The 23883-nt window shown below is 73.5% G+C and carries 21 protein-coding genes; 8 read left to right on the forward strand and 13 right to left on the reverse strand.

Annotation, left to right across the window (positions count from 1 at the left end):
• Nucleotides 1–21 precede the first annotated feature (21 nt).
• From ung to AB0N27_RS26925, 5 genes are all read right to left on the reverse strand, one after another.
• On the reverse strand, nt 22–723 hold the full coding sequence (ung, locus tag AB0N27_RS26905) for a uracil-DNA glycosylase (RefSeq protein ID WP_364375461.1): 702 nt from the start codon (nt 721–723) through the stop codon (nt 22–24).
• Entirely contained in the window at nt 723–1211 is a 489-nt protein-coding gene (gene tsaE, locus AB0N27_RS26910) for a tRNA (adenosine(37)-N6)-threonylcarbamoyltransferase complex ATPase subunit type 1 TsaE (protein ID WP_364375464.1), read from the reverse strand. The genes ung and tsaE overlap by 1 nt, the downstream gene beginning before the upstream one ends.
• Complete coding sequence (locus AB0N27_RS26915; protein WP_364375467.1) at nt 1208–2314, reverse strand: alpha/beta hydrolase; 1107 nt, start codon at nt 2312–2314, stop codon at nt 1208–1210. The genes tsaE and AB0N27_RS26915 overlap by 4 nt, the downstream gene beginning before the upstream one ends.
• The gene (alr, locus tag AB0N27_RS26920; protein WP_364375470.1) at nt 2311–3429 is read right to left on the reverse strand and encodes an alanine racemase; all 1119 of its coding nucleotides are present in this window, start codon (nt 3427–3429) and stop codon (nt 2311–2313) included. The genes AB0N27_RS26915 and alr overlap by 4 nt, the downstream gene beginning before the upstream one ends.
• Nucleotides 3430–3508: 79 nt before the next feature.
• Nucleotides 3509–4978, reverse strand: a complete 1470-nt coding sequence (locus tag AB0N27_RS26925) for an NAD(P)H-hydrate dehydratase (RefSeq protein ID WP_364375473.1) — start codon at nt 4976–4978, stop codon at nt 3509–3511.
• Nucleotides 4979–5224: 246 nt separating this feature from the next.
• On the opposite strand from AB0N27_RS26925, the gene AB0N27_RS26930 reads away from it, so the two are divergent.
• Both AB0N27_RS26930 and AB0N27_RS26935 read left to right on the forward strand, forming a co-directional pair.
• Nucleotides 5225–5521: a type VII secretion target gene (locus AB0N27_RS26930; protein WP_364375476.1), complete on the forward strand. Its 297-nt coding sequence runs from the start codon at nt 5225–5227 to the stop codon at nt 5519–5521.
• Nucleotides 5518–7095: an alpha/beta hydrolase gene (locus AB0N27_RS26935; RefSeq protein WP_364375479.1), complete on the forward strand. Its 1578-nt coding sequence runs from the start codon at nt 5518–5520 to the stop codon at nt 7093–7095. The genes AB0N27_RS26930 and AB0N27_RS26935 overlap by 4 nt, the downstream gene beginning before the upstream one ends.
• 57 nt (nt 7096–7152) lie before the next feature.
• Here AB0N27_RS26935 and glmS read toward each other — a convergent pair whose 3' ends face one another.
• Nucleotides 7153–9066, reverse strand: a complete 1914-nt coding sequence (gene glmS, locus AB0N27_RS26940) for a glutamine--fructose-6-phosphate transaminase (isomerizing) (protein WP_364375482.1) — start codon at nt 9064–9066, stop codon at nt 7153–7155.
• A gap of 232 nt (nt 9067–9298) precedes the next feature.
• Between glmS and AB0N27_RS26945 the strand changes: the two genes are divergently transcribed.
• Complete coding sequence (locus tag AB0N27_RS26945; RefSeq protein WP_364375485.1) at nt 9299–10495, forward strand: pyridoxal phosphate-dependent aminotransferase; 1197 nt, start codon at nt 9299–9301, stop codon at nt 10493–10495.
• Nucleotides 10496–10570: 75 nt separating this feature from the next.
• On the opposite strand, the gene glmM is transcribed toward AB0N27_RS26945, so the two are convergent.
• The 7 genes from glmM to AB0N27_RS26980 form a co-directional block, all read right to left on the reverse strand.
• Nucleotides 10571–11929, reverse strand: coding sequence for a phosphoglucosamine mutase (gene glmM / locus AB0N27_RS26950; RefSeq protein ID WP_364375488.1), 1359 nt, complete (start codon nt 11927–11929; stop codon nt 10571–10573).
• A gap of 117 nt (nt 11930–12046) precedes the next feature.
• Entirely contained in the window at nt 12047–12511 is a 465-nt protein-coding gene (gene rpsI / locus AB0N27_RS26955) for a 30S ribosomal protein S9 (protein ID WP_139582597.1), read from the reverse strand.
• Between the two features lie 20 nt (nt 12512–12531).
• Nucleotides 12532–12975 carry a 50S ribosomal protein L13 gene (gene rplM, locus AB0N27_RS26960; RefSeq protein ID WP_007465158.1) on the reverse strand — a complete coding sequence of 148 codons (444 nt, stop codon included), beginning with the start codon at nt 12973–12975 and terminating at the stop codon, nt 12532–12534.
• A 209-nt stretch (nt 12976–13184) separates the two neighbouring features.
• Nucleotides 13185–14567 carry a nitrate/nitrite transporter gene (locus AB0N27_RS26965; protein WP_364375493.1) on the reverse strand — a complete coding sequence of 461 codons (1383 nt, stop codon included), beginning with the start codon at nt 14565–14567 and terminating at the stop codon, nt 13185–13187.
• 129 nt (nt 14568–14696) lie between these two features.
• Entirely contained in the window at nt 14697–14990 is a 294-nt protein-coding gene (locus AB0N27_RS26970) for a hypothetical protein (RefSeq protein ID WP_364375496.1), read from the reverse strand.
• A complete protein-coding gene (locus AB0N27_RS26975) occupies nt 14980–15267 on the reverse strand; it encodes a DUF6364 family protein (protein WP_364375499.1) in 288 nt (95 codons plus the stop codon). The genes AB0N27_RS26970 and AB0N27_RS26975 overlap by 11 nt, the downstream gene beginning before the upstream one ends.
• Nucleotides 15268–15327: 60 nt before the next feature.
• Nucleotides 15328–16023 carry a class I SAM-dependent methyltransferase gene (locus tag AB0N27_RS26980; protein ID WP_364375500.1) on the reverse strand — a complete coding sequence of 232 codons (696 nt, stop codon included), beginning with the start codon at nt 16021–16023 and terminating at the stop codon, nt 15328–15330.
• 239 nt (nt 16024–16262) lie between these two features.
• On the opposite strand from AB0N27_RS26980, the gene AB0N27_RS26985 reads away from it, so the two are divergent.
• The 5 genes from AB0N27_RS26985 to AB0N27_RS27005 are packed head-to-tail and all read left to right on the forward strand — an operon-like array spanning nt 16263 to nt 23767.
• Nucleotides 16263–18383: a molybdopterin oxidoreductase family protein gene (locus AB0N27_RS26985; protein ID WP_364375503.1), complete on the forward strand. Its 2121-nt coding sequence runs from the start codon at nt 16263–16265 to the stop codon at nt 18381–18383.
• A complete protein-coding gene (locus AB0N27_RS26990; protein WP_364375506.1) occupies nt 18380–19819 on the forward strand; it encodes an FAD-dependent oxidoreductase in 1440 nt (479 codons plus the stop codon). Before AB0N27_RS26985 ends, AB0N27_RS26990 begins: the two co-directional genes overlap by 4 nt.
• On the forward strand, nt 19816–22335 hold the full coding sequence (gene nirB, locus AB0N27_RS26995; protein ID WP_364375509.1) for a nitrite reductase large subunit NirB: 2520 nt from the start codon (nt 19816–19818) through the stop codon (nt 22333–22335). The genes AB0N27_RS26990 and nirB overlap by 4 nt, the downstream gene beginning before the upstream one ends.
• The gene (gene nirD, locus AB0N27_RS27000) at nt 22332–22679 is read left to right on the forward strand and encodes a nitrite reductase small subunit NirD (protein WP_364375512.1); all 348 of its coding nucleotides are present in this window, start codon (nt 22332–22334) and stop codon (nt 22677–22679) included. Before nirB ends, nirD begins: the two co-directional genes overlap by 4 nt.
• Nucleotides 22679–23767 (forward strand): uroporphyrinogen-III synthase, encoded by a 1089-nt coding sequence (locus tag AB0N27_RS27005; protein ID WP_364375515.1) that lies wholly within the window; start codon nt 22679–22681, stop codon nt 23765–23767. The genes nirD and AB0N27_RS27005 overlap by 1 nt, the downstream gene beginning before the upstream one ends.
• Nucleotides 23768–23883: the final 116 nt, after the last annotated feature.

Below are 23883 nucleotides of genomic sequence, written 5' to 3' on the forward strand. Positions count from 1 at the left end.
GTAGCGGGATGGACCTGCCGGTCAGCCGGCGGTGCGTTCCCAGTCGACGGTGGGCAGACCGGCGTCGGCGAGAGCCTTGTTGGCGGCGCTGAACGGGCGGCTGCCCAGGAAGCCGCGCGGATTCATCGGGCTGGGGTGCCCGGCCTCCAACACCACGTGCTGCGGGTTGGTGACCAGGGCGGCCTTCTTGCGGGCGTACCCGCCCCAGAGCAGGAAGACCACCCGCTGCGGCGACGCGTCCAACGCCCGGATGGTGGCGTCGGTGAACTCCTCCCAGCCCGCGTTCGCGTGCGAACCCGGCGTGGCCTGGCGGACGGTCAGCACCGCGTTGAGCAGCAACACGCCCTGAGCGGCCCAACCGTCGAGGTTGCCGCTGCGCGGCTTGGGCACACCCACGTCCTCGCCCAGTTCCTTGAAGACGTTGCGCAACGACGGCGGCACGGCCACCCCGTCGCGGACGCTGAAGCTCAACCCGTGCGCCTGCCCGGCCCGGTGGTACGGATCCTGCCCGAGGATCAGCACCCGGGTGCCCTGCGGCGGGCAGAGCCGGTACGCCGAGAACAGGTCGTCCAGCGGCGGGAAGACGGTCTGTGTCGCGTACTCCCGGGCGACGAACTCGCCGAGCGCGGCCGTGCGCGCCGGGTCGAGGTGCGGGGTGAGCACGGCACGCCACGGCTCCGGCAACAGGGCCAGCAGATCCAGGGCGGGGACGTCGTCGGACATCACGAACCTTTCAGGTCGGCCAATCGCCGTGCCCAGTCTCCACCCACCGGATCCAGCTCCACGACCCGGGTGTCGTCGTCACGGCGGTCGATACGGACCCGCAGATGCGCGTCGACCAACTGCTCCACCAGACCCTCGCCCCACTCCACGACGGTCACCGAATCGTCCACCGAGGCGTCCAGGTCCAGGTCGTCGATCTCGGCGCGCGGGTCGGTGGCGTCCCCCAGCCGGTACGCGTCGGCGTGCACCAACGCCACCCGGCCGCCCCGGGCCGGATCGGGCCGGTGCACCCGGGCGATCACGAACGTCGGCGAGGTGATGTCCCCGACGACAGCGAGCCCGGCGCCGATGCCCTGCGTGAGCGCTGTCTTTCCGGCACCCAGCGGGCCCGTCAGCAGCACGAGATCACCGGCGCGCAGCAGCCCGGCCAGCCGCCGCCCGAAGCCCTGGGTGTCCTCGACGGTCGGCAGCTTGACGACGTGACTCACCGTTCCTCCACGTTCCGCAACGACTCCAGAAACCGCGCCAACGCGGCGTTCACCTCGTCCGCGTGCTCCAACATCACCACGTGGCCGCTGTCCTCGATCTTGACGAACTCGGCGTGCGGCAACCGCCGGACGATCTCCTCGGAGTGGGTCACCGGAGTGATCATGTCCTTGTCGCCGACCACCACCAGCACCGGAGTCGCGGCCAGCGCCGCGAGCGCCGGGAAACGCGAGTGGGTGGCGAGGGTCCGCAGATAGCGGGTCACCGTGTCGGCGGACGTCCGGGAGTTCATCGTCTCCACGTAGGACACCAGCGCCGGGCTCGGTTTGCGGGTGCCGAAGCCGTACTTGCGGGTCAACAGCCAGGCGACGTTCGACGTCGACCTGCGGGCCCTGTCGATCACCGGTCCGCCGTACCGGGTGGCGTTGTTGACCATGTACAGAACCGGGCCGCCGACCCGGCCGAGCAGCGCCGGCGCGACAAGCTTGGTCTCCGCGATCAGACCGCCCGACGTGGCCATCAGGACGGTGCCCACCACCCGGTCGCCGAACAGCTCCGGGAAGAGCTCGGCGAACGCCATGATCGTCATGCCGCCCATCGAATGCCCGACCAGCACCAACGGCCCTTCCGGGGCGGTCCGGTCGATGACCCGGCGCAGCGTCCGGCCGAGCACCGCGAGGTCGTACTCCCCGGTCTCCAACCGGCCCGAGCGGCCGTGCCCGGGCTGGTCGTACGCCACGACCCGGTAGTCGCCCCGCTCGGCCAACATCTGGCGCTGGAAGTGGAACGTGCCCATGTCCAGGCAGAAGCCGTGCACCAGCACCACTGTCGGGCGCCCCGGCACCGGCCGGGTCGGCTCGACCACCTCGACGTGGATGTCCGTGCCGTCCGGCAACTCCAGCCGGAACGCCTCGTCGTACCGCTGCTGCCCGAACATCTCGTGCGCGTAGCGGTCGGTTGGGTCGGCCTTGAGACGGCGGACCAGGGTGCGCTCGGTTGCGACACCGGCGGCCAGGCCGGCCGCCGCCACCCCGACGGCCGCGCCGACGATCCCGGCGACCCGGCCGACAGCCGTGCGCGGGCGCGGAACGCGGAACGAGGTCACGGCGTCTCGCCGTCGTAGACGCGCGGCACCCGCGTCCCACCGAACCGCGTGACGATCTCGTAGTTGATCGTGCCGACCGCGTCGGCCCAGTCGTCGGCCGTCGGCTCCCCGTCCGCGCCGCTGCCGAAGAGCGTCGCCACGTCGCCGTCGGCCACCGGGTCGTCGCCGCAGTCGAGCACGAACTGGTCCATGCAGACCCGCCCGGAGATCGTCCGCCGCTTGCCGGCGAGCTGCACCGGACCGCTGTTGGACGCGTGCCGGGGCACCCCGTCGGCGTACCCGAGCGGCACCACGGCCAGGTTCGCGTCCGCCGGGGTGGTGTAGGTGTGGCCGTACGACACCCCGGTGCCGGCGGGCACCCGTTTGGTGAGCATCACCCGGGCGCGCGCGGTCATCGCCGGCTTCAGCCCGTACGTCTCGCCTGCCACCGGGGACAGCCCGTAGATGGCCAGCCCGGGACGGACCAGGTCGAAGTGGGTGTCCGGGCGGGTCAGGGTGGCCGCCGAGTTCGCCAGGTGCCGCCAGCGGGGGCGCAGACCGGCCCGCTCGACCATGGCCAGCCCCTCGTGGAAGACGGCCAACTGGCGGTCGGTGGTCGGGTGACCCGGCATGTCCGCGTACACGAAGTGGCTCCACACGCCTACCACCTCGATGACGCCCTCGGCCTGCGCCTTGGCGGCGGCGTCCAGCAGGGCCGGCCAGTCCGCGACCGTCGCCCCACCCCGGGAGAGCCCGGTGTCGATCTTCAGGTGCAGTCGGGCCGGACGCCCGGCCAGCCGACTCGCCTCGATCATCTCGTCCAGCTGCGGGAGGCTCGCCGCCGCGAGGTCCACCCCGGCGGTGACCCCCTCGTGCAACGGCAGCCCGGGGGCGAGCAGCCAGGCGAGCACCGGCGCGGTCACACCGGCCCGTCGCAGCGTGAGCGCCTCGTCGAGGGTGCAGACCCCGAGCCAGTCCGCCCCCGCGTCGAGCGCGGCCCGGGCGGCCGGGAGCATGCCGTGGCCGTACCCGTCGGCCTTCACCACCGCCATCAACTCGGCGGTGGTGCCGGAGCGGAGTCGGCTCACGTTCGCACGGATCGCGTCAAGATCGACACGTACCTCGGCCTGCCACATGCGCCAAGCCTACTTTCCGCTGTGATCACCGTGGGCGGCGACGCCGTCCCGCCACGCCGACCCGCCCGCTGCGGGACGATCAGCCCAGCCGGGCGAGGACCGGGCGCAGCGCCGTCGCCACGTCGGGCGCGGTCACCGGCCCACTCCGGGCCGCCTCCCGCCCGGCCAGCCCGTGCAGGTACGCGGCCGAGGCCGCCGCCTGATCGGCGGGCAACCCGGACGCCAGCAGCGAGCCGAGCAGGCCGGCCAGCACGTCACCGGTGCCGCCGGTGGCCAGCGCCGGGGTGCCTGTCGGGTTGACGTACGCCCGGCCGTCAGGCGTGCCGATCACCGTGCGGTCGCCCTTGAGCAGCACCACCGCGTTCATCCAGGCGGCCAGCCGCAGCGCCGAGCCGACCCGGTCGGCGCCCGGCTCCTCCCCGCAGAGCCGGGTGAACTCCCGGTCGTGCGGGGTGACGACGATCGGGGCGTCCCGGCCGCGCAGCCGGTCGGCGAGCGACCCGTCCACCAGCAGGGTCAGCGCGTCGGCGTCGAGCACAACCGGCACCGGGGCGGCCAGGACGGCCCGCAGCTCGGCGGCGGCGTCCTCGCCGGTGCCCAGCCCGGAGCCGCACACCCAGGCCTGCACCCGGCCGGCGTCGGCGACCCGGCCGGTGGCGATCACCGACGGGTGCTGGTGCAGCACCTCGGCCCGGGCGCCACCGGCGTACCGGACCAGGCCGGTCGGCCCGGCGAGCGCCCCGCCGACGGAGAGCACTGCCGCGCCCGGATACGTGGCCGAGCCGGTCGCGACGCCGACCACACCCCTTGTGTACTTCTCCGACGAGGCACCCAGTCGGGGCCACCAGTCGACCAGGTCGGACCACTCGGTGACCCGCAGCGCGGGGGTGCCCCGCAGCCAGGGTCGCAGCCCGATGTCGACAAGCTCCACCTGCCCGGCGAGGGCGGCGGCCGGCCCGACCACCAGTGCGGGTTTCAACGCGCCGAAGGCCACCGTCACGTCGGCGCGGACCGCGGTGGGCCGGCCGGACGCGGACAGCGGCACGTGACCGGTGTCCACCGCGACGCCGCTCGGGACGTCCACTGCCAGCACGGTCGCCCGACCGCCGTCGCGTCCGCGCAGGTCGCCGAGGTGCTGGACCAGCTCGTCGGCGCTCGCTCGCAGCCCGCCGGTGCCGCCGATCCCCACGATGCCGTCGACGACCAGGTCGACCGGGCCGGTCGGGCGGTCCACCAACCGGCCACCGGCAGCGCGCAGAGCCGCCAACCCGACCGCGTGCGCCCGCCCGGGGGTGAGCAGCAGGGCGGACACCCGCACGCCCCGACGGGCCAGCCGCTCCCCCGCGTAGAGCGCGTCGCCGCCGTTGTCGCCGGAGCCGACCAGCAGCAGCACGTGGCCGCCGTACACGCCGCCCCGCTCGGCGAGCAGCAGCGCGGCCCGGCGGGCCAGCCCGGCGGCGGCCCGCTGCATCAGCGTGCCCTCCGGCAACGTGCCCATCAGCCCCGCCTCGGCCGCCCGTACGTCGGCCACCCGCCACACCGGTCTCATGTCACCGTGCCCCGTTCCGCTCGCGGGTGTGCTGGTCGGCCAGGACGACGTCGCCGCCGCCGACCGCGACGATCACCGCTTCACCCTACCGGCGGGAACGGCCGCAGATTAGCCGTCGGGTCCGCCGCGGGCAACGCCTGTGGACAGCCCCGGCGTACGACAGTCGCCGCTGTCCACAGGGCACGACCCGGCACGGGGAGCGCACCTAGCGTCGGGGCGTCGATGCCGATCTGTGGGGGTGGGTCCATGGCCGAGGAACCGTTGACTGTCCAGCCGGAGGCGCTGCGCTCGGTGGCCGCCGCGCTCGACGGTGCGGCGCACGGGTTGGCGTTGGGCCTGGCCGGGTTGCCCGGGTTGCTGGTGCCGGCGCCCGGCTGGCGGGCCGCCGCGTCCCTGGTGGAGCTGGAGGCCGCCGGGCACGCCTGGTTCTGCCGGCTGGGCGCCCAGGTGGCCGCGACGGCAGGCGGGGTCAGGTCGGCGGCGGAGGCGTACGAGTCGGTGGACGACCGCGCCGCCGGCCGGTTCGCGGCCCTGCCCCGGTGACCGCCGTGGGCTACCGGCTGCTCTGGGCGGCCGACCCGGGTGGCTGGCGGGTGGCCGGGGCGGCCTGGGCGGGGTTGACCGGGTCTGTCGACAGGCGCGCCGGTGAGCTGGCCGGGGCGGCCGGGCGGCTGCGGGGCGACTGGTCCGGCGCGGCGGCCACGGCGGCGGACGTACGGCTGGGCGGCCTGCGCGGCGAGTTGCAATCGGTGGCGCCCGCGCTGATCGAGGCGGATCAGGTGCTTGCCGAGCTGGCCGGGCGCCTCGTGGTGGCGAAGGCGCGGCTCACCGAGGCGGTCGCAAGGGCGGACGCGGCAGGTGTGGTGGTGGACCGGTCCGGCGCTGTGCGGGTCGGTCCGGCGCGACCCGGGTCGGCGGAGGCGGTGGCCGGGGTGGCGGCGGCGCTGCGCGCGGCGCTCGACGGCGCCGACGTGGCGGACCGGGCGGCCGCCGACCGGTTGGACGAGTTGGCCCGTGCCGCCCGTTCGGGCTGGATGTCGCCGCCACCGCCCGGCCGGCCCGCGCCCGGCGCCGCGCCGGAGCTGGTCCGTGCCTGGTGGTCCGGGTTGAGCCCGGCACAGCGACGGTGGCTGGTCGGGCACGAACCGGCACTGGTCGGCGTGCTGGACGGGGTGCCGGTGGCCGCCCGTGACCAGGCCAACCGTCTGTTGCTCGGTGGCCGGCGCGGGGAGTTGGTGGCCGAACGCCAGCGGTTGCTGGCCAAGGTGCCGCCGGGGCCTGTCGCGTCGCTGCGGCTGCGGGCGGTGGCGGCGAAGTTGGCCGGCCTGGAGGCGCTCACCGAGCGGCTGGCGGCCGGGGAGCCCCGGGCGTACCTGCTGGGGTTGGACCCGGCCGGTGAGGGCCGGGTGTTGGTGGCGCTCGGCGACCCGGACCACGCCGATCGGGTGCTGACCTACGTGCCGGGAATGACCGCCGGCCTGGACGACGCTCCCGGTGAGCTGGGTCGGGCGGCCCGGGTGCTGGAGCGGTGCGCCGCGCTCGCGCCGCAGGAGCGCGGCGCGGCGGTGCTGTGGTTGGACTACGACGCACCGGATTTCCTGACCGAGGCCGCCTCGGCGGGTCAGGCCCGGGACGCTGGCGGGGCGTTGCACCGGTTCCAGGAGGGTCTGCGGGCCAGCCATGAGGGTCCGCCCGCCCGGCAGACGGTGCTCGGGCACAGTTACGGGTCGCTTGTGGTGGGCGTGGCGGCCCGGGAGCACGGTCTGGCCGCCGACGCGCTGATGTTCGTCGGCTCCCCCGGGGTCGGCGCGACGCACGCCGCCGAGTTGGGCGTCCCGCCCGGGCAGGTCTGGGCGAGCAGCGCCCCCGACGACGTGATCCGGCTGGCCCGGCCCGTCGACGAGATGGGCAGGCGTGTCCTGCTCGGCGCGGCCCCACTCGCGGCGGTGCTGGGCTGGCCCGACCGGACGGGGCACGAGCTGTGGTTCGGCCACGACCCGGCCGACCCCGGCTTCGGCGGGCGGGTGTTCCCCAGTGGTCGCGGCGGACACGCCGGCTACTGGGATCCGGGCAATCCGGCGCTGGACGGGATGGCCCGTGTGGTGCTGGGCCACTGACGGCGGAGCCCCGGCCACCTATGGTGCGGTGATCGGGGCTCCGGACGCGGGCGGCAGTTACTCGACGGTGACCGACTTGGCCAGGTTGCGGGGCTGGTCCACGTCGTGCCCCCGGGCAGCGGCGATCTCGGCGGCGAGCACCTGCAACGGCACTGTGGTGACCAGCGGGGCCAGCAGGGTGGGCGTACGCGGCACGTAGATCAGGTGGTCGGCGTACCGGACGACCGCCTCGTCGCCCTCCTCCGCGATCACGATGGTCCGCGCGCCGCGCGCCCGTACCTCCTGGATGTTGGAGACGACCTTGTCGTGCAGCATCCCGCGACCCACCGGGGAGGGCACCACGCAGATCACCGGGGTGCCCTTGTCGATCAGGGCGATCGGGCCGTGCTTCAGCTCGCCGGCGGCGAAGCCCTCGGCGTGCATGTACGCCAGTTCCTTGAGCTTGAGCGCGCCCTCCAGGGCCACCGGGTAGCCGACGTGCCGGCCGATGAACAGCACTGTGGGCTCGGACTTCAGCTCCCGTGCCAGCTCACGGACGGGTTCGATGCGGTCCAGCAGCTCGCGCAGCTTGCCCGGCATCTCCTGGAGCTGGGCGACGACCGCGCCGACCTCGTCGGCGAACTTGATGCCGCGGACCTGGGCCAGGTGCAGGCCGATCAGGTAGCAGGCGACGAGCTGGGTGAGGAACGCCTTGGTGGAGGCGACGGCGATCTCGGGACCGCCGTGGGTGTAGAGCACGGCGTCGGACTCGCGCGGGATCGTGGAGCCGTTGGTGTTGCAGATGGCGAGCACGCGGGCCTTCTGCTCCTTGGCGTGGCGCAGCGCCATCAGGGTGTCCATGGTCTCGCCGGACTGCGAGATGACCACGATCAGCGTGGACCGGTCGAGGACCGGGTCGCGGTAGCGGAACTCGCTTGCCAGTTCCACCTCACAGGGGATCCGGGTCCAGTGCTCGATGGCGTACTTGGCGACCATGCCCGAGTGGTACGCCGTGCCGCAGGCCACGATGAAGATCTTGTCGACGTCGCGCAGGTCCTGGTCGCTGAGGCGGACCTCGTCGAGGGCGATCTCACCGGTGTCGGTGAGCCGGCCGAGCAGCGTGTCGGCGATGGCCTGCGGCTGCTCCTCGATCTCCTTGAGCATGAACCAGTCGTAGCCGCCCTTCTCGGCGGCCGAGGAGTCCCAGTCGATGTGGAAGTCCTTGCCGGTGGCGGGCTGGCCGTCGAAGTCGGTGATCTCGATGCTGTCGCCGGTGATGAGGACGATCTGGTCCTGGCCCAGCTCCACCGCGTCGCGGGTGTGCTCGATGAACGCGGCCACGTCGCTGGCCAGGTAGTTCTCCCCGTCGCCGCGCCCGACCACGAGCGGCGAGTTGCGCCGGGCGCCGACGACCGCGCCGGGCACCGCGGCGTCCACGGCGAGGAGGGTGAACGCGCCCTCCAGTCGCTGGCAGACCACCCGCATGCCGGCGGCGAGCAGTTGCGGGCCGTCCGGCTGGCCGGCGGCGCGCAGGTCGGCGAGCGCGGCGGAGAGCAGGTGCGCGGCGCACTCGGTGTCGGTGTCGCTGGTGAACTGGACGCCGTCGGCCTCCAGCTCGGCGCGGAGCTTGGCGAAGTTCTCGATGATGCCGTTGTGGATCACCGCGACCCGGCCGTCGGGGGCGACGTGCGGGTGGGCGTTGCGGTCGGTCGGGCCGCCGTGGGTGGCCCAGCGGGTGTGCCCGATGCCTGTGGTGCCGTCACCGATGCCGAGCGGGCTGGCGGCGCAGTCGGCGGGGTCGTTGGCGGCCCGCTCGGAGAGCACCTTCTCCAGGTTGGCCAGCTTGCCGGCCTTCTTCTCGGTCAGCAGCTGGTCTTCGCAGACGATCGCCACGCCCGCCGAGTCGTAGCCGCGGTACTCCAGTCGCCGCAGCCCGTCGAGCACGATGCCGAGTGCGGGGCGCGCGCCCGCGTATCCCACGATTCCACACATGGCCCGCAGCCTAACCCAGTTTCGCTCATCATGGGTGCTCGAAAGTCGGCTAATCAATCACCGAATCTGAGCGATCACCTCACAACGGGAGCATCGTCCACCACCTTCCCCGCGATCTTGCGGTTATGGTGGTGGATTCGAACCAGTGCGCGACTTTTGTCGGGACAGCTACTGCACGATCGGCGCACCTGGGGAGGGGGCGGCCGGAGGCCGGGGTCGTAGGCTGGCGCAGGTGACGACGAGCACCGATGTCGACCCGCTGGTGGCCCGCATGCGGCCCTTCGGCACGACGATCTTCGCCGAGATGTCCGCCCTCGCCGTACGCACCGGCGCGGTGAACCTCGGCCAGGGCTTCCCCGACACCGACGGCCCGCCGGAGATGCTCGCCGCCGCCGCCGAGGCGCTTCGCGGCGGGCAGAACCAGTACCCGCCCGGCCCGGGGATCCCCGCCCTGCGCGCGGCCGTCGCGGCCCACCAGCGGCGGTTCCACGATCTGGCGTACGACCCCGACGGCGAGATCGTGATCACGGCGGGCGCGACGGAGGCTGTCGCGGCGAGCATCCTGGCCCTTTGCGAGCCGGGTGACGAGGTGGTCTGCTTCGAGCCGTACTACGACTCGTACGCCGCCTCGATCGCGCTGGCCGGCGCGGTCCGGCGGCCGGTGACGCTGCGTCCCGCGCCCGACGGCAGGTACGCCTTCGACCCGGACGCGTTGCGCTCGGCGTTCGGGCCGCGTACCCGGTTGGTGCTGCTCAACTCGCCGCACAACCCGACAGGCAAGGTGTTCAGCCGGGCCGAGCTGACCCTGGTGGCCGAGTTGTGCCAGGAGTTCGGCGCGTACGCGGTCACCGACGAGGTGTACGAGCACCTGGTCTTCACGGACGCGGCGAGCCCGCACGTGCCGCTGGCCGGCCTGCCCGGGATGCGGGAGCGGACGCTGCGCATCTCGTCGGCGGGCAAGACGTTCTCCTGCACGGGCTGGAAGATCGGCTGGGTGAGTGGCCCGGGGGCGCTGGTGTCGGCGGTACTGCGGGTGAAGCAGTTCCTGACCTACGTCAACGCGGCGCCGCTGCAACCGGCTGTCGCGGTGGCGCTGGCCCTGCCGGACGACTACTACACAGGTTTCCGCGACGGCCTCCAGCAGCGCCGCGACCAGCTCGTCGGCGGCCTCACCGACGCCGGATTCGACGTGCTCGCCCCGGAGGGGACGTACTTCGTCACCGCCGACATCACGCCCCTCGGGGGCCGGGACGGCATGGAGTTCTGCCGGGCGCTGCCGGAGCGGTGCGGCGTGGTGGCGGTGCCCACGCAGGTCTTCTACGACGACGTCGACGCGGGTCGGCGGCTTGTCCGGTTCGCCTTCTGCAAGCGCCCGGAGGTGCTGACCGAGGCGGTCACCCGGCTGCGTGCCCTGACGACAACTGGTTGACCGGCCGGGCCGGCCTCGCCGGGCTGACGCTGTGGAGCTGATGTCGTCGACGACTCAGCTCCACAGCGTGGGCCGTCAGGACGTGGCGGGGCTCGCGGTACGGACCAGCGCGGCGATCCGCTCGGCGACCTCGCGGGCCGTGGCCTCGGTCGCCGCCTCGACCATCACCCGGACCAGCGGCTCGGTGCCCGACGGGCGCAGCAGCACCCGCCCGGTCTCGCCCAGCTCCGCCTCGGCCCGCTCGACCTCCGCGCGGACGGCAGGCGCGGCGGCGCCGACGGTGCGGTCCCCGACCGGCACGTTGATCAGCACCTGCGGCAGCTTGGTGACCACCGAGGCCAGCTCGGCGAGAGTCCGGCCGGTGGCCGCCATCCGGGCCATCAGGTGCAGGCCGGTGAGCACGCCGTCGCCTGTGGTGGCATGGGCGGGCATGACGATGTGGCCGCTCTGCTCGCCGCCGAGCGCCAGGCCGGACGCGCGAAGCTCCTCCAGCACGTACCGGTCGCCGACCTTCGTCTCGATCAGCCGGATGCCCTGCGCGGACATGGCCAGACGCAGGCCGAGGTTGCTCATGACCGTGGCGACAAGCGTGTCCTGGGTGAGCGTGCCGGCGTCGCGCATGGCGAGCGCGAGGATCGCCATGACCTGGTCGCCGTCCACCTCGTCGCCGTCGGCGGTGACCGCCACGCAGCGGTCGGCGTCGCCGTCGTGGGCGATGCCCAGGTGGGCGCCGTGCTCGACGACGGCCTCGCGCAGCGCGTCGATGTGGTTGGAGCCGCAGTCGTCGTTGATGTTCAGGCCGTCGGGCTCGGCGTGGATCGCGATGACCTCCGCGCCTGCCTCCCGGTACGCGACCGGGGCGACCTCGGCGGCGGCGCCGTTTGCGCAGTCGACCACGATCTTGATCCCGTCGAGGCGGTGCGGAAGGGTCCCGACCAGGTGCTGGACGTAGTGGTCGGCGCCGTCGAGCAGGTCGTGCACCCGGCCCACGCCGGCACCTGTCGGCCGGTCCCAGGCGGTGGTGGCGTTCGCCTCGACGGCCGCCTCGATCCGCATCTCGATCTCGTCGGGCAGCTTGTGCCCGCCGGCGGCGAAGAGCTTGATCCCGTTGTCCGGCATCGGGTTGTGCGACGCGGAGAGCATCACCCCGAGATCGGCCTTCGCCTCGGCGGTGAGGAACGCCACCGCCGGCGTGGGCAGCACGCCGACCCGTACGACGTTCGCGCCCGCGCTTGTCAGGCCGGCCACCACTGCCGCCTCCAGCATCTCGCCGCTGGCGCGGGTGTCCCGGCCGACGACCGCGAGCGGTGGATGGCTGCGGTCCGTCTCGGCGAGCGTGTGCGCGGCGGCCACGGCGAGCGCGAGCGCCAATTCGGGTGTGAGATCCGCGTTCGCGCGCCCGCGTACGCCGTCCGTGCCGAACAACCGACCCATACCCGCCAACCTCCGATGAGCACTGCCGATGAGGAGAAAGCGGAACGGCCGGTCCACCTCCCCGGTCGAGGGGAGGCGGACCGGCCGTCCGTCAGAAGTACAACGCGCTGGGAAAGATCAGCGCTTCGAGTACTGGGGAGCCTTACGGGCCTTCTTGAGGCCGTACTTCTTGCTCTCCTTGACCCGGGCGTCCCGGGTGAGGAAGCCGGCCTTCTTGAGGGCCGGGCGGTCGTCCGGCTCGCTGACGATCAGCGCACGGGCGATGGCCAGCCGCAGCGCACCGGCCTGGCCGGTGGTGCCGCCGCCACGCAGGTTGGCGATGACGTCGAACGCCTCGGGCTTCTCGGCGGTGACCAGCGGGTCCTTGATGAGCTGCTGGTGCACCTTGCTCGGGAAGTAGGCCTCGAGGTCGCGGCCGTTGCAGGTGATCTTGCCGGTGCCCGGGACGATACGGACCCGGACGATGGCCTCCTTGCGCCGACCCACGGTCTGGATCGGGCGGTCACCACGCGGCGCGCGGGCGACGGGCGCCGGCGCCTCGGTGGCCTCGGGGGCAACCTCGGTCTCGGTGATGTCGGTCATGCTGCTTCCTTCGCCCGCGCTCACTGCGCGATCTGCTTGATCTCGAACGGCACCGGCTGCTGCGCGAGGTGCGGGTGCTCGGCACCGGCGTAGACCTTCAGCTTCTTGATCAGCTGACGGCCGAGCTTGTTGTGCGGGAGCATCCCCTTCACAGCCAGCTCGATGGCCCGCTCGGGGCGCTTGGTCAGCAGCTCGTCGTAGCCGACCTGCTTCAGACCACCCGGGTAGCCCGAGTGGCGGTAAGCGACCTTGGTCTGGCGCTTGTTGCCGGTCAGCGCAACCTTGCCCGCGTTCACGATGACGACGAAGTCGCCCGTGTCGACGTGCGGCGCGAAAGTCGGCTTGTGCTTACCACGCAGCAACGTGGCGGCGTGGGTGGCCAGGCGGCCCAGCACGACATCAGAGGCGTCGATGACGTGCCACTGACGCTCGATCTCACCCGGCTTCGGGCTGTACGTACGCACAGGTCTACCTTGTCTCGTCGTCGGTCTGGGGTCGCGCGCCGAGGTGACCAGATCTTGCAGGCCGGACCAGCGCGCACGAACGACCAAGCGTACCTGATGGGGCACGCCTCTGGATGTCGTACAACAGCAGGCAACGATACCCGGCGCCCCGTCCGCAGGTCAAAACGGGGTCCGCCCCCACGCGCCAGCGCCCGCCGGGATGGCCCAGCTCACACGCCGGCGAGCCGTCCGGCCCTCGGACGACGGTAGACGACCCAGGTGGCCGCGAAGCAAAGCGCGTACCAGCCGATGAACGCCAGGTAGGCGGCGTCGGCGTTGCCGGAGCCGAGGAACGACTGCCGGAACGCGATGTTGACGAGCACCCCGCCCGAGGCTCCCACCGCGCCGGCGATGCCGATCAACGCGCCGGTCATCCGTCGGGCCCACCGTGCCGCCGCCTCCGGGTCGCGCCGGCCGCTGGCCACCGCGTCCGCCGCCCGGGCCCGGAAGATGGCCGGGATCATCTTGTACGTGGAGCCGTTGCCGACGCCGGAGAAGACGAAGAGGGCGAGGAAACCGGTCAGGTAGAGCCCGAAGGAGCGTTCCCGGGCGGCGTGGAGCACGACTGTGGCGCCGGCGGCCATCGCCACGAAGTTCCAGAAGGTCACCCGGGCTCCGCCGAGCCGGTCGGCGAGGTGCCCGCCCAGCGGCCGGATCAGCGAGCCGATCAGCGGACCGAGGAAGGTCAACCAGGCCGCGTCGACGGCTGTGGGGAACCGCTCGGCGAACTGGAGCTGGAGCACCTGACCGAACGCGAACCCGAACCCGATGAACGAGCCGAACGTGCCGATGTAGAGCAGCGACATGATCCAGGTGTGCGGGTCGCGGGCCGCCTCGCGCAGCGCCCCCGGCTCGTTGCGCGCCCCGGGCACGGTGTCCAGCCAGCGGGCCGCCGCCAGCGCGGCCAGCACGATGAGCGGCAGGTAGACCGCCGGAACCAGCCGGGGGTACGCGGCCCCGGCGGTGGCCAGCACCGCCAGCCCGACCAGTTGCACAGCCGGTACGCCCAGGTTGCCGCCGCCTGCGTTGAGGCCGAGGGCGCGACCCTTGAGCCGCTGCGGGTAGAAGAGGTTGATGTTCGCCATCGAGGAGGCGAAGTTGCCGCCGCCGACGCCGGTGAGGCAGGCGAGCACCATGAGCGTGGAGTAGGACACGCCGGGCTCCAGCAGCACCGTCATCGGGACCGCCGGCACCAGCAGCAGCAGCGCGCTCACGATCGTCCAGCGGCGGCCACCGAAGCGGGCCACGGCAAGCGTGTACGGCAGTCGCAGCACCGCGCCCAGGGCGGCCGGCACGGCGGTGAGCAGGAACTTCCCGGCCGGGTCGATGCCGTACGCGGGGCCGAGGAACAGCACGGTGACCGACCAGAGGCTCCACACCGAGAATCCGACGTGCTCGGCGAAGATCGACACCCAGAGGTTGCGCCTGGCGATCGGCGCTCCAGTCGTCCGCCAGAAGTCGGGGTCCTCGGGACGCCAGTCGTCGAGCGTGTGCCGGCGGCCGGCGACGGTCGGGGGTCCGGCGGTGACTGCGGTGCTGGTGAGCGTGCTCACGGCGGCTCCTCCTCGTCGATGTGACGAGGTGAGACGCTAGGAACGCCCGGTTACCTGGCAGTGCCCGTCGCGGGTCGGGCCGGAAACGGGCAGCGCACCAGGGGCCGGCGGCGATGGTGAGGCCGGCGGTCAGAGCCCCTGGAGGATGCGCAGGGCTCGGCCGACCCGGAGCATGGTGTCGGTGTCGGCGACGTCCACGCAGTCGGTGAACCACTTCTTCATCGGCGACGAGATCCGGTCGGGCATCACCACGTACCGGCCCATCGGGACGGCGAGCGGCGAGTCGCGCAGCAGTGATTCCTCGACGACCTCGACCACGATCACGATGGGTACGTCTGTTGAGTTGTAGACATCCGAGCTGATCACGAGGCCGAGGCGTTCGCGGGCGCCCTCGATGCGCCAGACCTCACCTCTACGCAGCACGCGGCCGTCCGCCGGAGAGCAGGTCGTTGACCATGCCCGCCTCGCGGGCGTCGGCGAGGGCGGCGGACTCCAGGTCGAGGCTGGCGCGGCCCACGGCTGCGGCGTGCGCGGTGAAGACCTCACGCAGCGCCTTCTCCCGGGCGGCCTGGTCCATCCACGCGGAGAGAGACAGCCCTTCGCGCTTGGCGAACCGCCGCGCCTCCTCGATCGTCTCGTCGGTGAACGAGAGAGTCACCTTGGCAGTCATGTCGAGCAGACTACCCACCGGTATGACCATCAGTCATCCACGTGCGGGCCGGCTCGTCTCCCGCCGTCGAAACGCACATTCCCGTCGACGTCACCGGGCACGACCGCCGAACACCGCGAAACGCCACTCCTTGAAGTAGCAGTCGACGTCGACCAGACCGGCCTCGGCGAGCCAGTCGCACTGGTCGGCCACGGTCGAGGGCCGGTCGTGGCGCATCCGCTCCCGGGAGGCCGCGATCTCGGCGGGGGACGCGCCCAGCTCGGTGATCCGCTCCAGCCACACCTCGTCGTAACGCCGGTCCAGCTCCGGGGTCGGGCCGGCGACCTGCTCGGCGTTGACGAACACCCCGCCCGGGGCCAGCACGTCGGCTGCCCGCCGGTAGAGCGCGCGCTTGCCGGCGTCGTCCAGGTGGTGGATCGCGAGCGCGCTGACCACGGCGTCGTACCGGCCCGGCGGCAGCTCGTCGGCCAGGTCGGCCAGGACCGTCCGGTGTGGCACGGACCGCGCGGCCAGCTGGTCGGCGGCCCGGGCGAGCATCGCCGGCGCTCCGTCCACCAGGGTCAGCCGGACTCCGGGCACCGCGGCGGACAGCAGCAGCGAGAGCAGCCCGGTGCCCGCGCCCAGGTCCAGCACCTCGGGGGTACGCCCGGCGGCGAGCGCGGCGCGCAGCGGCGGCGCGGCCACCTGGACGGCGGTGCCGTAGAAGGCGTCGAAGCACGGCACCAGCCGCCTGCGCGCCTCGTCGTAGGTGCCGGCCACCGCGTCGAAGACGTCAGTCACGCTCATCGCGATCTCCCATTTAATGAGACAGATTTCCCACATGATAGACGCCCCGTCGGGTGTGGGCACGTGCTCGACCAGTGACTGGGACGGGCCTGGCGATGATGCCGTCAACGATTCGGCTCCACAGCATCCACCCGACCCTCCAACGCGTCCGCTGCCCCGGTGCGGTGTGAGCCCCACTTGACAGGACCGAAACAGAAGGGACCCGGACCGGAAACCGCCCGCCGGCACGCTTTCCCGACATGACAGACGGTGCACGGTCGGCGACTCGACCGGGGCGGGCGCCCCGGGAGGTCGCGACGCACTGCCCGTACTGCGCCCTCCAGTGCGGCATGACCCTGCGCACCGACGACGGCGGGGTGACTGTGCTCCCCCGGCAGTTCCCCACCAACCGTGGCGGGCTCTGCCAGAAGGGCTGGACCGCCGCCGACCTGCTCGACCACCCGGACCGGCTGACCACTCCCCTGCTGCGCGACGCCGCCACCGGCGAACTGCGCCGGGCGAGCTGGGACGCCGCGCTGGACCGGATCGTCTCCGGCATCCGCACCGTCCAGGACACCGCCGGCCGGGACGCCGTCGCGGTGTTCGGCGGCGGCGGCCTGACCAACGAGAAGGCGTACGCGCTGGGGAAGTTCGCCCGGATCGGGCTGCGTACCCGGCACATCGACTACAACGGACGGTTCTGCATGTCCTCGGCGGCGGCGGCCGGGATGCGCGCCTTCGGCATCGACAGAGGGCTGCCGTTCCCGCTCTCCGACCTGGGTCGCGCCGACACCCTGCTGCTGGTCGGCGCCAACCCGGCGGAGACCATGCCGCCGCTGGTGCGCTGGCTCACCGAGCAACGCCAGGCCGGCGGCCGGCTGATCGTCGTCGACCCCCGGGTCACCGCCACCGCCCGGCAGGCCGACCTGCACCTGCAACCGCTGCCCGGCACCGACCTCGCGGTGGCCAACGCGCTGCTGCACATCGCGCTCACCGAGGGTTGGGTCGACCAGGCGTACGTGGCCGGGCGGACCACCGGCTTCGAGGCGGTCCGCCGCAGCGTCGCCGCCTGGTGGCCGGCCCGCGCCGAGCAGCTCTCCGGGGTGCCGGTGGCCGACCTGGAGGCGACCGCCCGGGCGCTGGGCACCGGCGGGCGGGTGATCATCCTGACCGCGCGTGGTGCCGAGCAGCACGCCAAGGGCGTGGACACCGTCACCGCGTACGTCAATCTGGCCCTGGCCCTCGGGCTGCCCGGCCGGGACGGGTCGGGGTACGGCTGCCTCACCGGCCAGGGCAACGGCCAGGGCGGGCGCGAGCACGGCCAGAAGGCCGACCAGCTCCCCGGGTACCGGCGCATCGACGACCCGGCGGCCCGGGAGCACGTCGCCGGGGTCTGGGGCGTGCCGGCCGACGAGCTGCCCGGCCCGGGTGTGCCGGCGTACCAACTGCTCGACTCGCTCGGCACCCCGGACGGCCCGCGCGCGTTGCTGGTGTTCGGCTCGAACCCGGTCGTCTCCGCGCCCCGGGCGGCCCGGATCGAACGCCGGCTGCGCGACCTCGACCTGCTTGTCGTCGCCGACCTGCTGCTCTCCGAGACGGCGGCGCTCGCCGACGTGGTGCTGCCCACCGCGCAGTGGGCCGAGGAGGACGGCACGATGACCAACCTGGAGGGACGGGTGCTGCGCCGGCGCGCGCTGCGCCCACCCCCGCCCGGCGTCCGGACCGACCTGGCCATCATCTCCGCCCTGGCGGCACGGCTGACCACCGACGACGAGGCGGCCATCCGGTTTCCGGAGGATCCGGCCCTGGTCTTCGCCGAGCTACGCCGTGCCTCCGCCGGCGGCGCCGCCGACTACGCAGGTATCAGCTGGGACCGGATCGACACCGCCGACGGCGTGCACTGGCCCTGCCCCAGCGAGGACGGGCCGGACACGCCACGGCTCTTCGCCGACCGCTTCGCCACCTCCGACGGCCGGGCCCGCTTCCACCCCGTCGACCACCGGCCGGCCGCCGAGGAGGTGTGCGCCACGTACCCGCTGCACTTCACCACCGGCCGGGTGCTGGCCCAGTACCAGTCCGGCACCCAGACCCGCCGGGTGGCCGCGCTGCGCCGCGCCGCGCCCGAGGCGTTCGTCGAGCTGCACCCCGACCTGGCGGCCCGGCTGGGCATCGACGACGGCGACCAGGTGCTTGTCACGTCCCGACGGGGTGAACTGCGCGCACCGGCCCGACTCAGCGCGGGCATCCGACCGGACACCGTCTTCGCGCCGTTCCACTGGGCCGGGGCGGCCCGGGCCAACTCGGTGACAAACGACGCCGTGGACCCGATCTCCGGGATGCCCGAATTCAAGATCTGCGCGGTCCGGGTGGAGAAGGCATGACCACCCGCATCGTGATCGTCGGCAACGGGATGGCGGGCGCCCGCCTCGCCGGCGAGCTGCATGCCCGGGAGGGGGACCGGAAGGTCACGGTCCTCGGCGCCGAACCGCACCGCGCGTACAACCGGATCATGCTGTCCACCCTGCTGGCCGGCCGGATCGGCGAGCCGGACGTGGAGCTGACCGAGGCCGCCGGGCACGGCATCGACGTGCGCACCGGCGTACCGGTGACCACGGTGGACCGGTCCGCCCGCGAGGTCCGCACCGCCGACGGCGAACGCATCGGGTACGACCACCTGGTGCTCGCCACCGGCGCCCGGGCCGTGGTGCCGCCCCTGCCCGGCCTGGACCCCGCCGACCTGCCGCCACGGGTCGTGCCGTTCCGGACCCTTGACGACTGCCGACGGATCATCGCGGCGGCGGACGGCGCCCGCAGCGCGCTCGTGCTCGGCGGCGGACTGCTCGGCCTGGAGGCCGCCCGGGGGCTGACCAACCGGGGGCTGACCACGACAGTGGTGCACCACACCGGGCACCTGATGGAGCGCCAACTCGACCCGGCGGCCGGCGCCGTGCTCGCCGGTACGCTCGCCGCCCTCGGCGTCACCAGCCAACTCGCCGTACCGGCCACCGGCGTGGTCGCTGACGACACAGGCGTACGCCTCGACCTGGCCGACGGCCGGTCGCTGCGCGCCGATCTGCTGGTGCTCTCCTGCGGGGTACGCCCGGACACCGCCCTCGCGCGGGCCGCCGGGCTTACCGTGCGGCGCGGCGTGGTGGTGGACGACAGGCTGCGCACCGACGACAGGTCCATCTCGGCGATCGGCGACTGCGCCGAACACGACGGGACGCTCACCGGCCTGGTGGCGCCCGCCTGGGCGCAGGCCCGGGTGCTCGCCGACGTGCTGACCGGCACCGACCCGCTGGCCCGCTACCGGCCACGGCCGGTGGTGACCCGGCTGAAGGCGGCCGGAATCGACCTGGCCGCCATGGGTGAGGCGGTGGGCGGCGAACCGGGCGAGGAGCTGACGTTCGCCGACCCGGCCCGGGGCACGTACGCCAGGTTGCGGATCCGCGACGAGCGTCTGGTCGGCGCGATCCTGCTCGGCGACAACCCGGCGGTCGGCACGGTGATCCAGCTGTTCGACCGTGGCCATCCGGTGCCGGCCGACCGGCGGGCGTTGCTGCTGGGTCGGGCACTGGGCACGGCCGCCGCCGCGCCGGCCGCCACACCGGCGCTGATGCCGGACGCGGTCACCGTCTGCCAGTGCAACACGGTGACCAAGGGCGCGCTGGTGCGCTGCTGGCGCTCAGGTGCCCGGACGGTCGACGCGGTGGTGGCGGCCACCCGCGCCGGTACCGGCTGCGGCGGCTGCCGCGACGCGGTCGCCGGCATCGTCGACTGGCTGTCCGAAGCGGAATCGGTGGAGGTGACGCGATGAGCGGCGACCTGGTGGTCATCGGCAACGGAATGGTCGGGCAGCGTTTCGTCGACGCGCTGCGCGCCCGGGACCCGCGGGGACGCTGGCGGGTCACCGTGCTGGGCGAGGAGCGGCGGGCGGCGTACGACCGGGTGCGGCTGTCGGCGTTCTTCGACGGGGTGAGCGAGGACGACCTCAACCTGCACACCCCGCACGACGGGGTCCGGCTGCGTCTCGGCGAGCCGGCCACCGCCATCGACAGGGACCGGCGGGTGGTGACCACCGCCGTCGGCGAGTACCCGTACGACGCGCTGGTGCTGGCCACCGGCTCGTACGCGTTCGTGCCGCCGGTGCCCGGCACGGAGCTGCCCGGGGTCTTCGTCTACCGGACCCTTGACGACCTCACGGCGATCCGGGAGTACGCGCGGGGCCGGCGGGCCGGCGCGGTGATCGGCGGCGGGCTGCTCGGGCTGGAGGCGGCGAACGCCCTGCGGCTGCTGGGTCTGCGCACCGAGGTGGTCGAGTTCGCGCCCCGACTGATGCCGGTGCAGGTGGACCAGGCCGGTGGGGCGATGCTGCGGCGCTACGTCGAGGAGCTGGGCGTGCGTACCCACCTCGGGGTGGCCACCACCGCGATCCGGCCCGGCCCGGACGGCGCGGTCGCCGCCCTGGAACTCTCCGACGGCGGCACGGTCGACGCCGAGCTGGTGGTGGTGGCCGCCGGCATCCGCCCGCGCGACGAGCTGGCGCGTACCGCCGGTCTGCCGGTGGGGCCGCGCGGCGGGGTGCTCGTCGACGAGGCGTGCCGCAGCGCCGACGAGCGGATCTGGGCGGTAGGCGAGTGCGCGGCGGTCGACGGCACCTGCCACGGCCTGGTCGCGCCGGGGTACGCGACGGCCGAGGTGGTGGCCGACCGGCTGGTCGGTGGCGCGGCGACCTTCCCGGGCGCGGACACCGCCACCAAGCTCAAGCTGCTCGGCGTGGACGTGGCCTCGTTCGGTGACGCGCACGGCACCACCGAGGGCTGCCTCGACGTCACGTTCACCGACCCGGCCACCCGGGTGTACGCGAAGCTGGTCCTGTCCGACGACGCGCACACCCTGCTCGGCGGGGTGCTGGTAGGTGACGCCAGCGCGTACCCGACGTTGCGGGCCAGTGTGGGCGGTCCGCTGCCGGCCACGCCGCTGGCGCTGCTCGCGCCCGACGGCGGCGGCGCTGACGCCGGTGCGCTTCCCGCCACCGCGCAGGTCTGCTCCTGCAACGCGGTGACCCGTGGCGACGTGGACGCCGCCATCGCCGACGGCTGCGCGGACGTGCCGGCGCTGAAGGCGTGCACCAGGGCCGGCACCAGCTGCGGGTCCTGCGTGCCGATGCTCAAGCAGCTGCTGGACGCGGCAGGGGTGACACAGTCCAGCGCGCTGTGCGAGCACTTCGACGTCAGCCGGCGGGAGCTGTTCGAGATCGTCCGCGTACGCGGCATCCGCACCTTCTCCCGGCTGGTCGCCGAGCACGGTCGGGGGCGCGGCTGCGACATCTGCAAGCCTGTGGTGGCGTCGATCCTCGCCTCGCTGGGCAGCGGGCACGTGCTCGACGGCGAGCAGGCGTCGTTGCAGGACACCAACGACCACTTCCTGGCCAACCTGCAACGCGACGGCAGCTACTCGGTGGTGCCCCGGATCCCCGGCGGGGAGATCACCCCGGAGAAGCTCATCGTGATCGGTGAGGTCGCCAGGGACTTCCAGCTCTACACGAAGATCACCGGTGGGCAGCGGATCGACCTGTTCGGGGCGCGGGTGGAGCAGTTGCCGCAGATCTGGCGGCGGCTCGTGGACGCCGGCTTCGAGTCCGGCCACGCGTACGGCAAGGCGCTGCGCACCGTGAAGTCCTGCGTCGGCGAGACCTGGTGCCGGTACGGCGTACAGGACTCGGTGGGGTTGGCCGTGGCGCTGGAGCTGCGCTACCGGGGGCTGCGCGCGCCGCACAAGCTCAAGTCGGCGGTCTCGGGCTGCGCCCGGGAGTGCGCCGAGGCCCGAAGCAAGGACTTCGGCATCATCGCCACCGAGAACGGCTGGAACCTGTACGTCGGCGGCAACGGCGGTTTCCGGCCCCGGCACGCGGACCTGTTCGCCACCGACCTGACCACCGAGAAGCTGATCACCCTCATCGACAGGTTCCTGATCTACTACATCCGCACCGCGGACCGGCTGCAACGCACCGCCGGCTGGATCGAGGCGCTGGACGGCGGCCTCGACCACCTACGCGCGGTGATCGTGGACGACTCCCTGGGCCTCTGCGCCGACCTCGACGCGGCGATGGCCCGGCACGTGGAGTCGTACTCCGACGAGTGGCGTGACGTGCTGGAGGACCCGGACCGGCTGCGCCGCTACACCTCGTTCGTCAACGCTCCCGACGTGCCCGACCCGTCGATCACCTTCGCGCTGGAGCGCGGCCAGCGGGTGCCCGCCCGTGGCGACACCCCGGCCGAAGGTCACCGTCGGCAGCCGGTCGCGCTGGGTCTACCGGAGGTACGGCGATGAACCCCACCATCACAGTGGACTGGACCGCGATCTGCCCCGTCGACCGGCTCGAACCCGATCGGGGGGTCGCCGCCCTGGTCGACGGCGTGCAGGTCGCCCTCTTCCGGACCGTGGACGGGCTGTTCGCGATCGACAACCGCGATCCCGTCTCCGGGGCGTACGTCCTGTCCCGGGGCATCGTGGGCAGTCGAGGCGGTGTCCCCACGGTCGCCTCACCCCTGCACAAGCAGGTGTACGACCTGCGCACCGGGCACTGCCTCGACTTGCCCGGTGTCGCCGTGGCCCGACACGAGGCGCGTTGCCGCGACGGGCTGGTCGAAGTGCGGCTGCGACAGGAGGGTTGATGCGGGACGAACTGGCCGGCTTCACCATCGGGGTGACCGCCGACCGGCGGCGCGACGAACTGGCCGCGCTGCTGGAACGCCGTGGCGCGCGGGTGGTCCTCGCCCCGGCCCTGCGGATCGTGCCGCTCTCCGACGACACCGAGCTGCGCGAGGCGACCCGCGCCTGCCTGGACCAACCGCCGGACATCCTGATGGCCAACACCGGCATCGGTATGCGCGGATGGTTGGAGGCGGCCGAGGGCTGGGGGCTCGCCGAGCCGCTGCGCTCGGTGCTGGCCGGGTCGTACGTGGTGGCCCGGGGTCCCAAGGCACGCGGCGCGATCCGGGCGGCGGGGCTGCACGACCAGTGGTCGCCGGCCTCGGAGAGCTGCGACGAGGTGGTCGACCACCTGCGTCGACGTGGCGTGGCCGGGCAGGTGATCGCCATGCAGCTGCACGGTGAACGGCAACCGGAGTGCACGCTCGCGCTGGAGGCGGCCGGTGCCACCGTGATCGAGGTGCCGGTCTACAGGTGGGCGCCGCCCACCGACCCGGCGCCGCTGCACCGGCTGATCGACCTGATCGCCGGCCGGCTGGTGGACGCGGTGACGTTCACCTCGGCGCCGGCGGCCGAGGCCCTGCTGCGGGCGGCCGGGGACCGCAGCGAGGCGGTGCTGTCCGCGTTCCGCACCGACGTGCTCGCCAGCTGCGTGGGCGCGGTCACCGCCGAACCGCTGCTGCGGCACGGCGTACCGGTGAGCGCGCCCGGCCGGGCCCGGCTCGGAGCGCTCGTACGCACCATCGTCGACGAACTGCCCCGCCGGACCGTGACGTTGAAGGCCGCCGGGCACCTGCTGACCCTGCGCGGGCACGCCGCCGTGATCGACGGCGAGCTGCGCCCGCTCGCCCCCGCGCCGATGGCGGTGCTGCGGGCGCTGGCCCAGTCCCCCGGCCGGGTGCTGTCGCGTACCGCCCTGCTGCGGACGCTGCCCAGGGGCGCGGACGAGCACGCCGTGGAGATGGCCGTCGCCCGCCTGCGGGCCGGCCTGCGCGCCCCGCGTGTGGTGCAGACAGTGGTCAAACGCGGCTACCGGCTCCGGGTGGACTGACGCGTCGCGGGGGGGGGGGGGGGGGCCGGCCCCCCCCCCCCGGGGAGCCCCCCGGGGGGGGGGGAACCCCCCCCGGCGAGGCCCGGCGGCCGGCCCCGGGGGGGGGGAGCACAAAG

Origin of the sequence: Micromonospora sp. NPDC093244 (assembly GCF_040683695.1) — a bacterium.
GTDB lineage: Bacteria > Actinomycetota > Actinomycetes > Mycobacteriales > Micromonosporaceae > Micromonospora.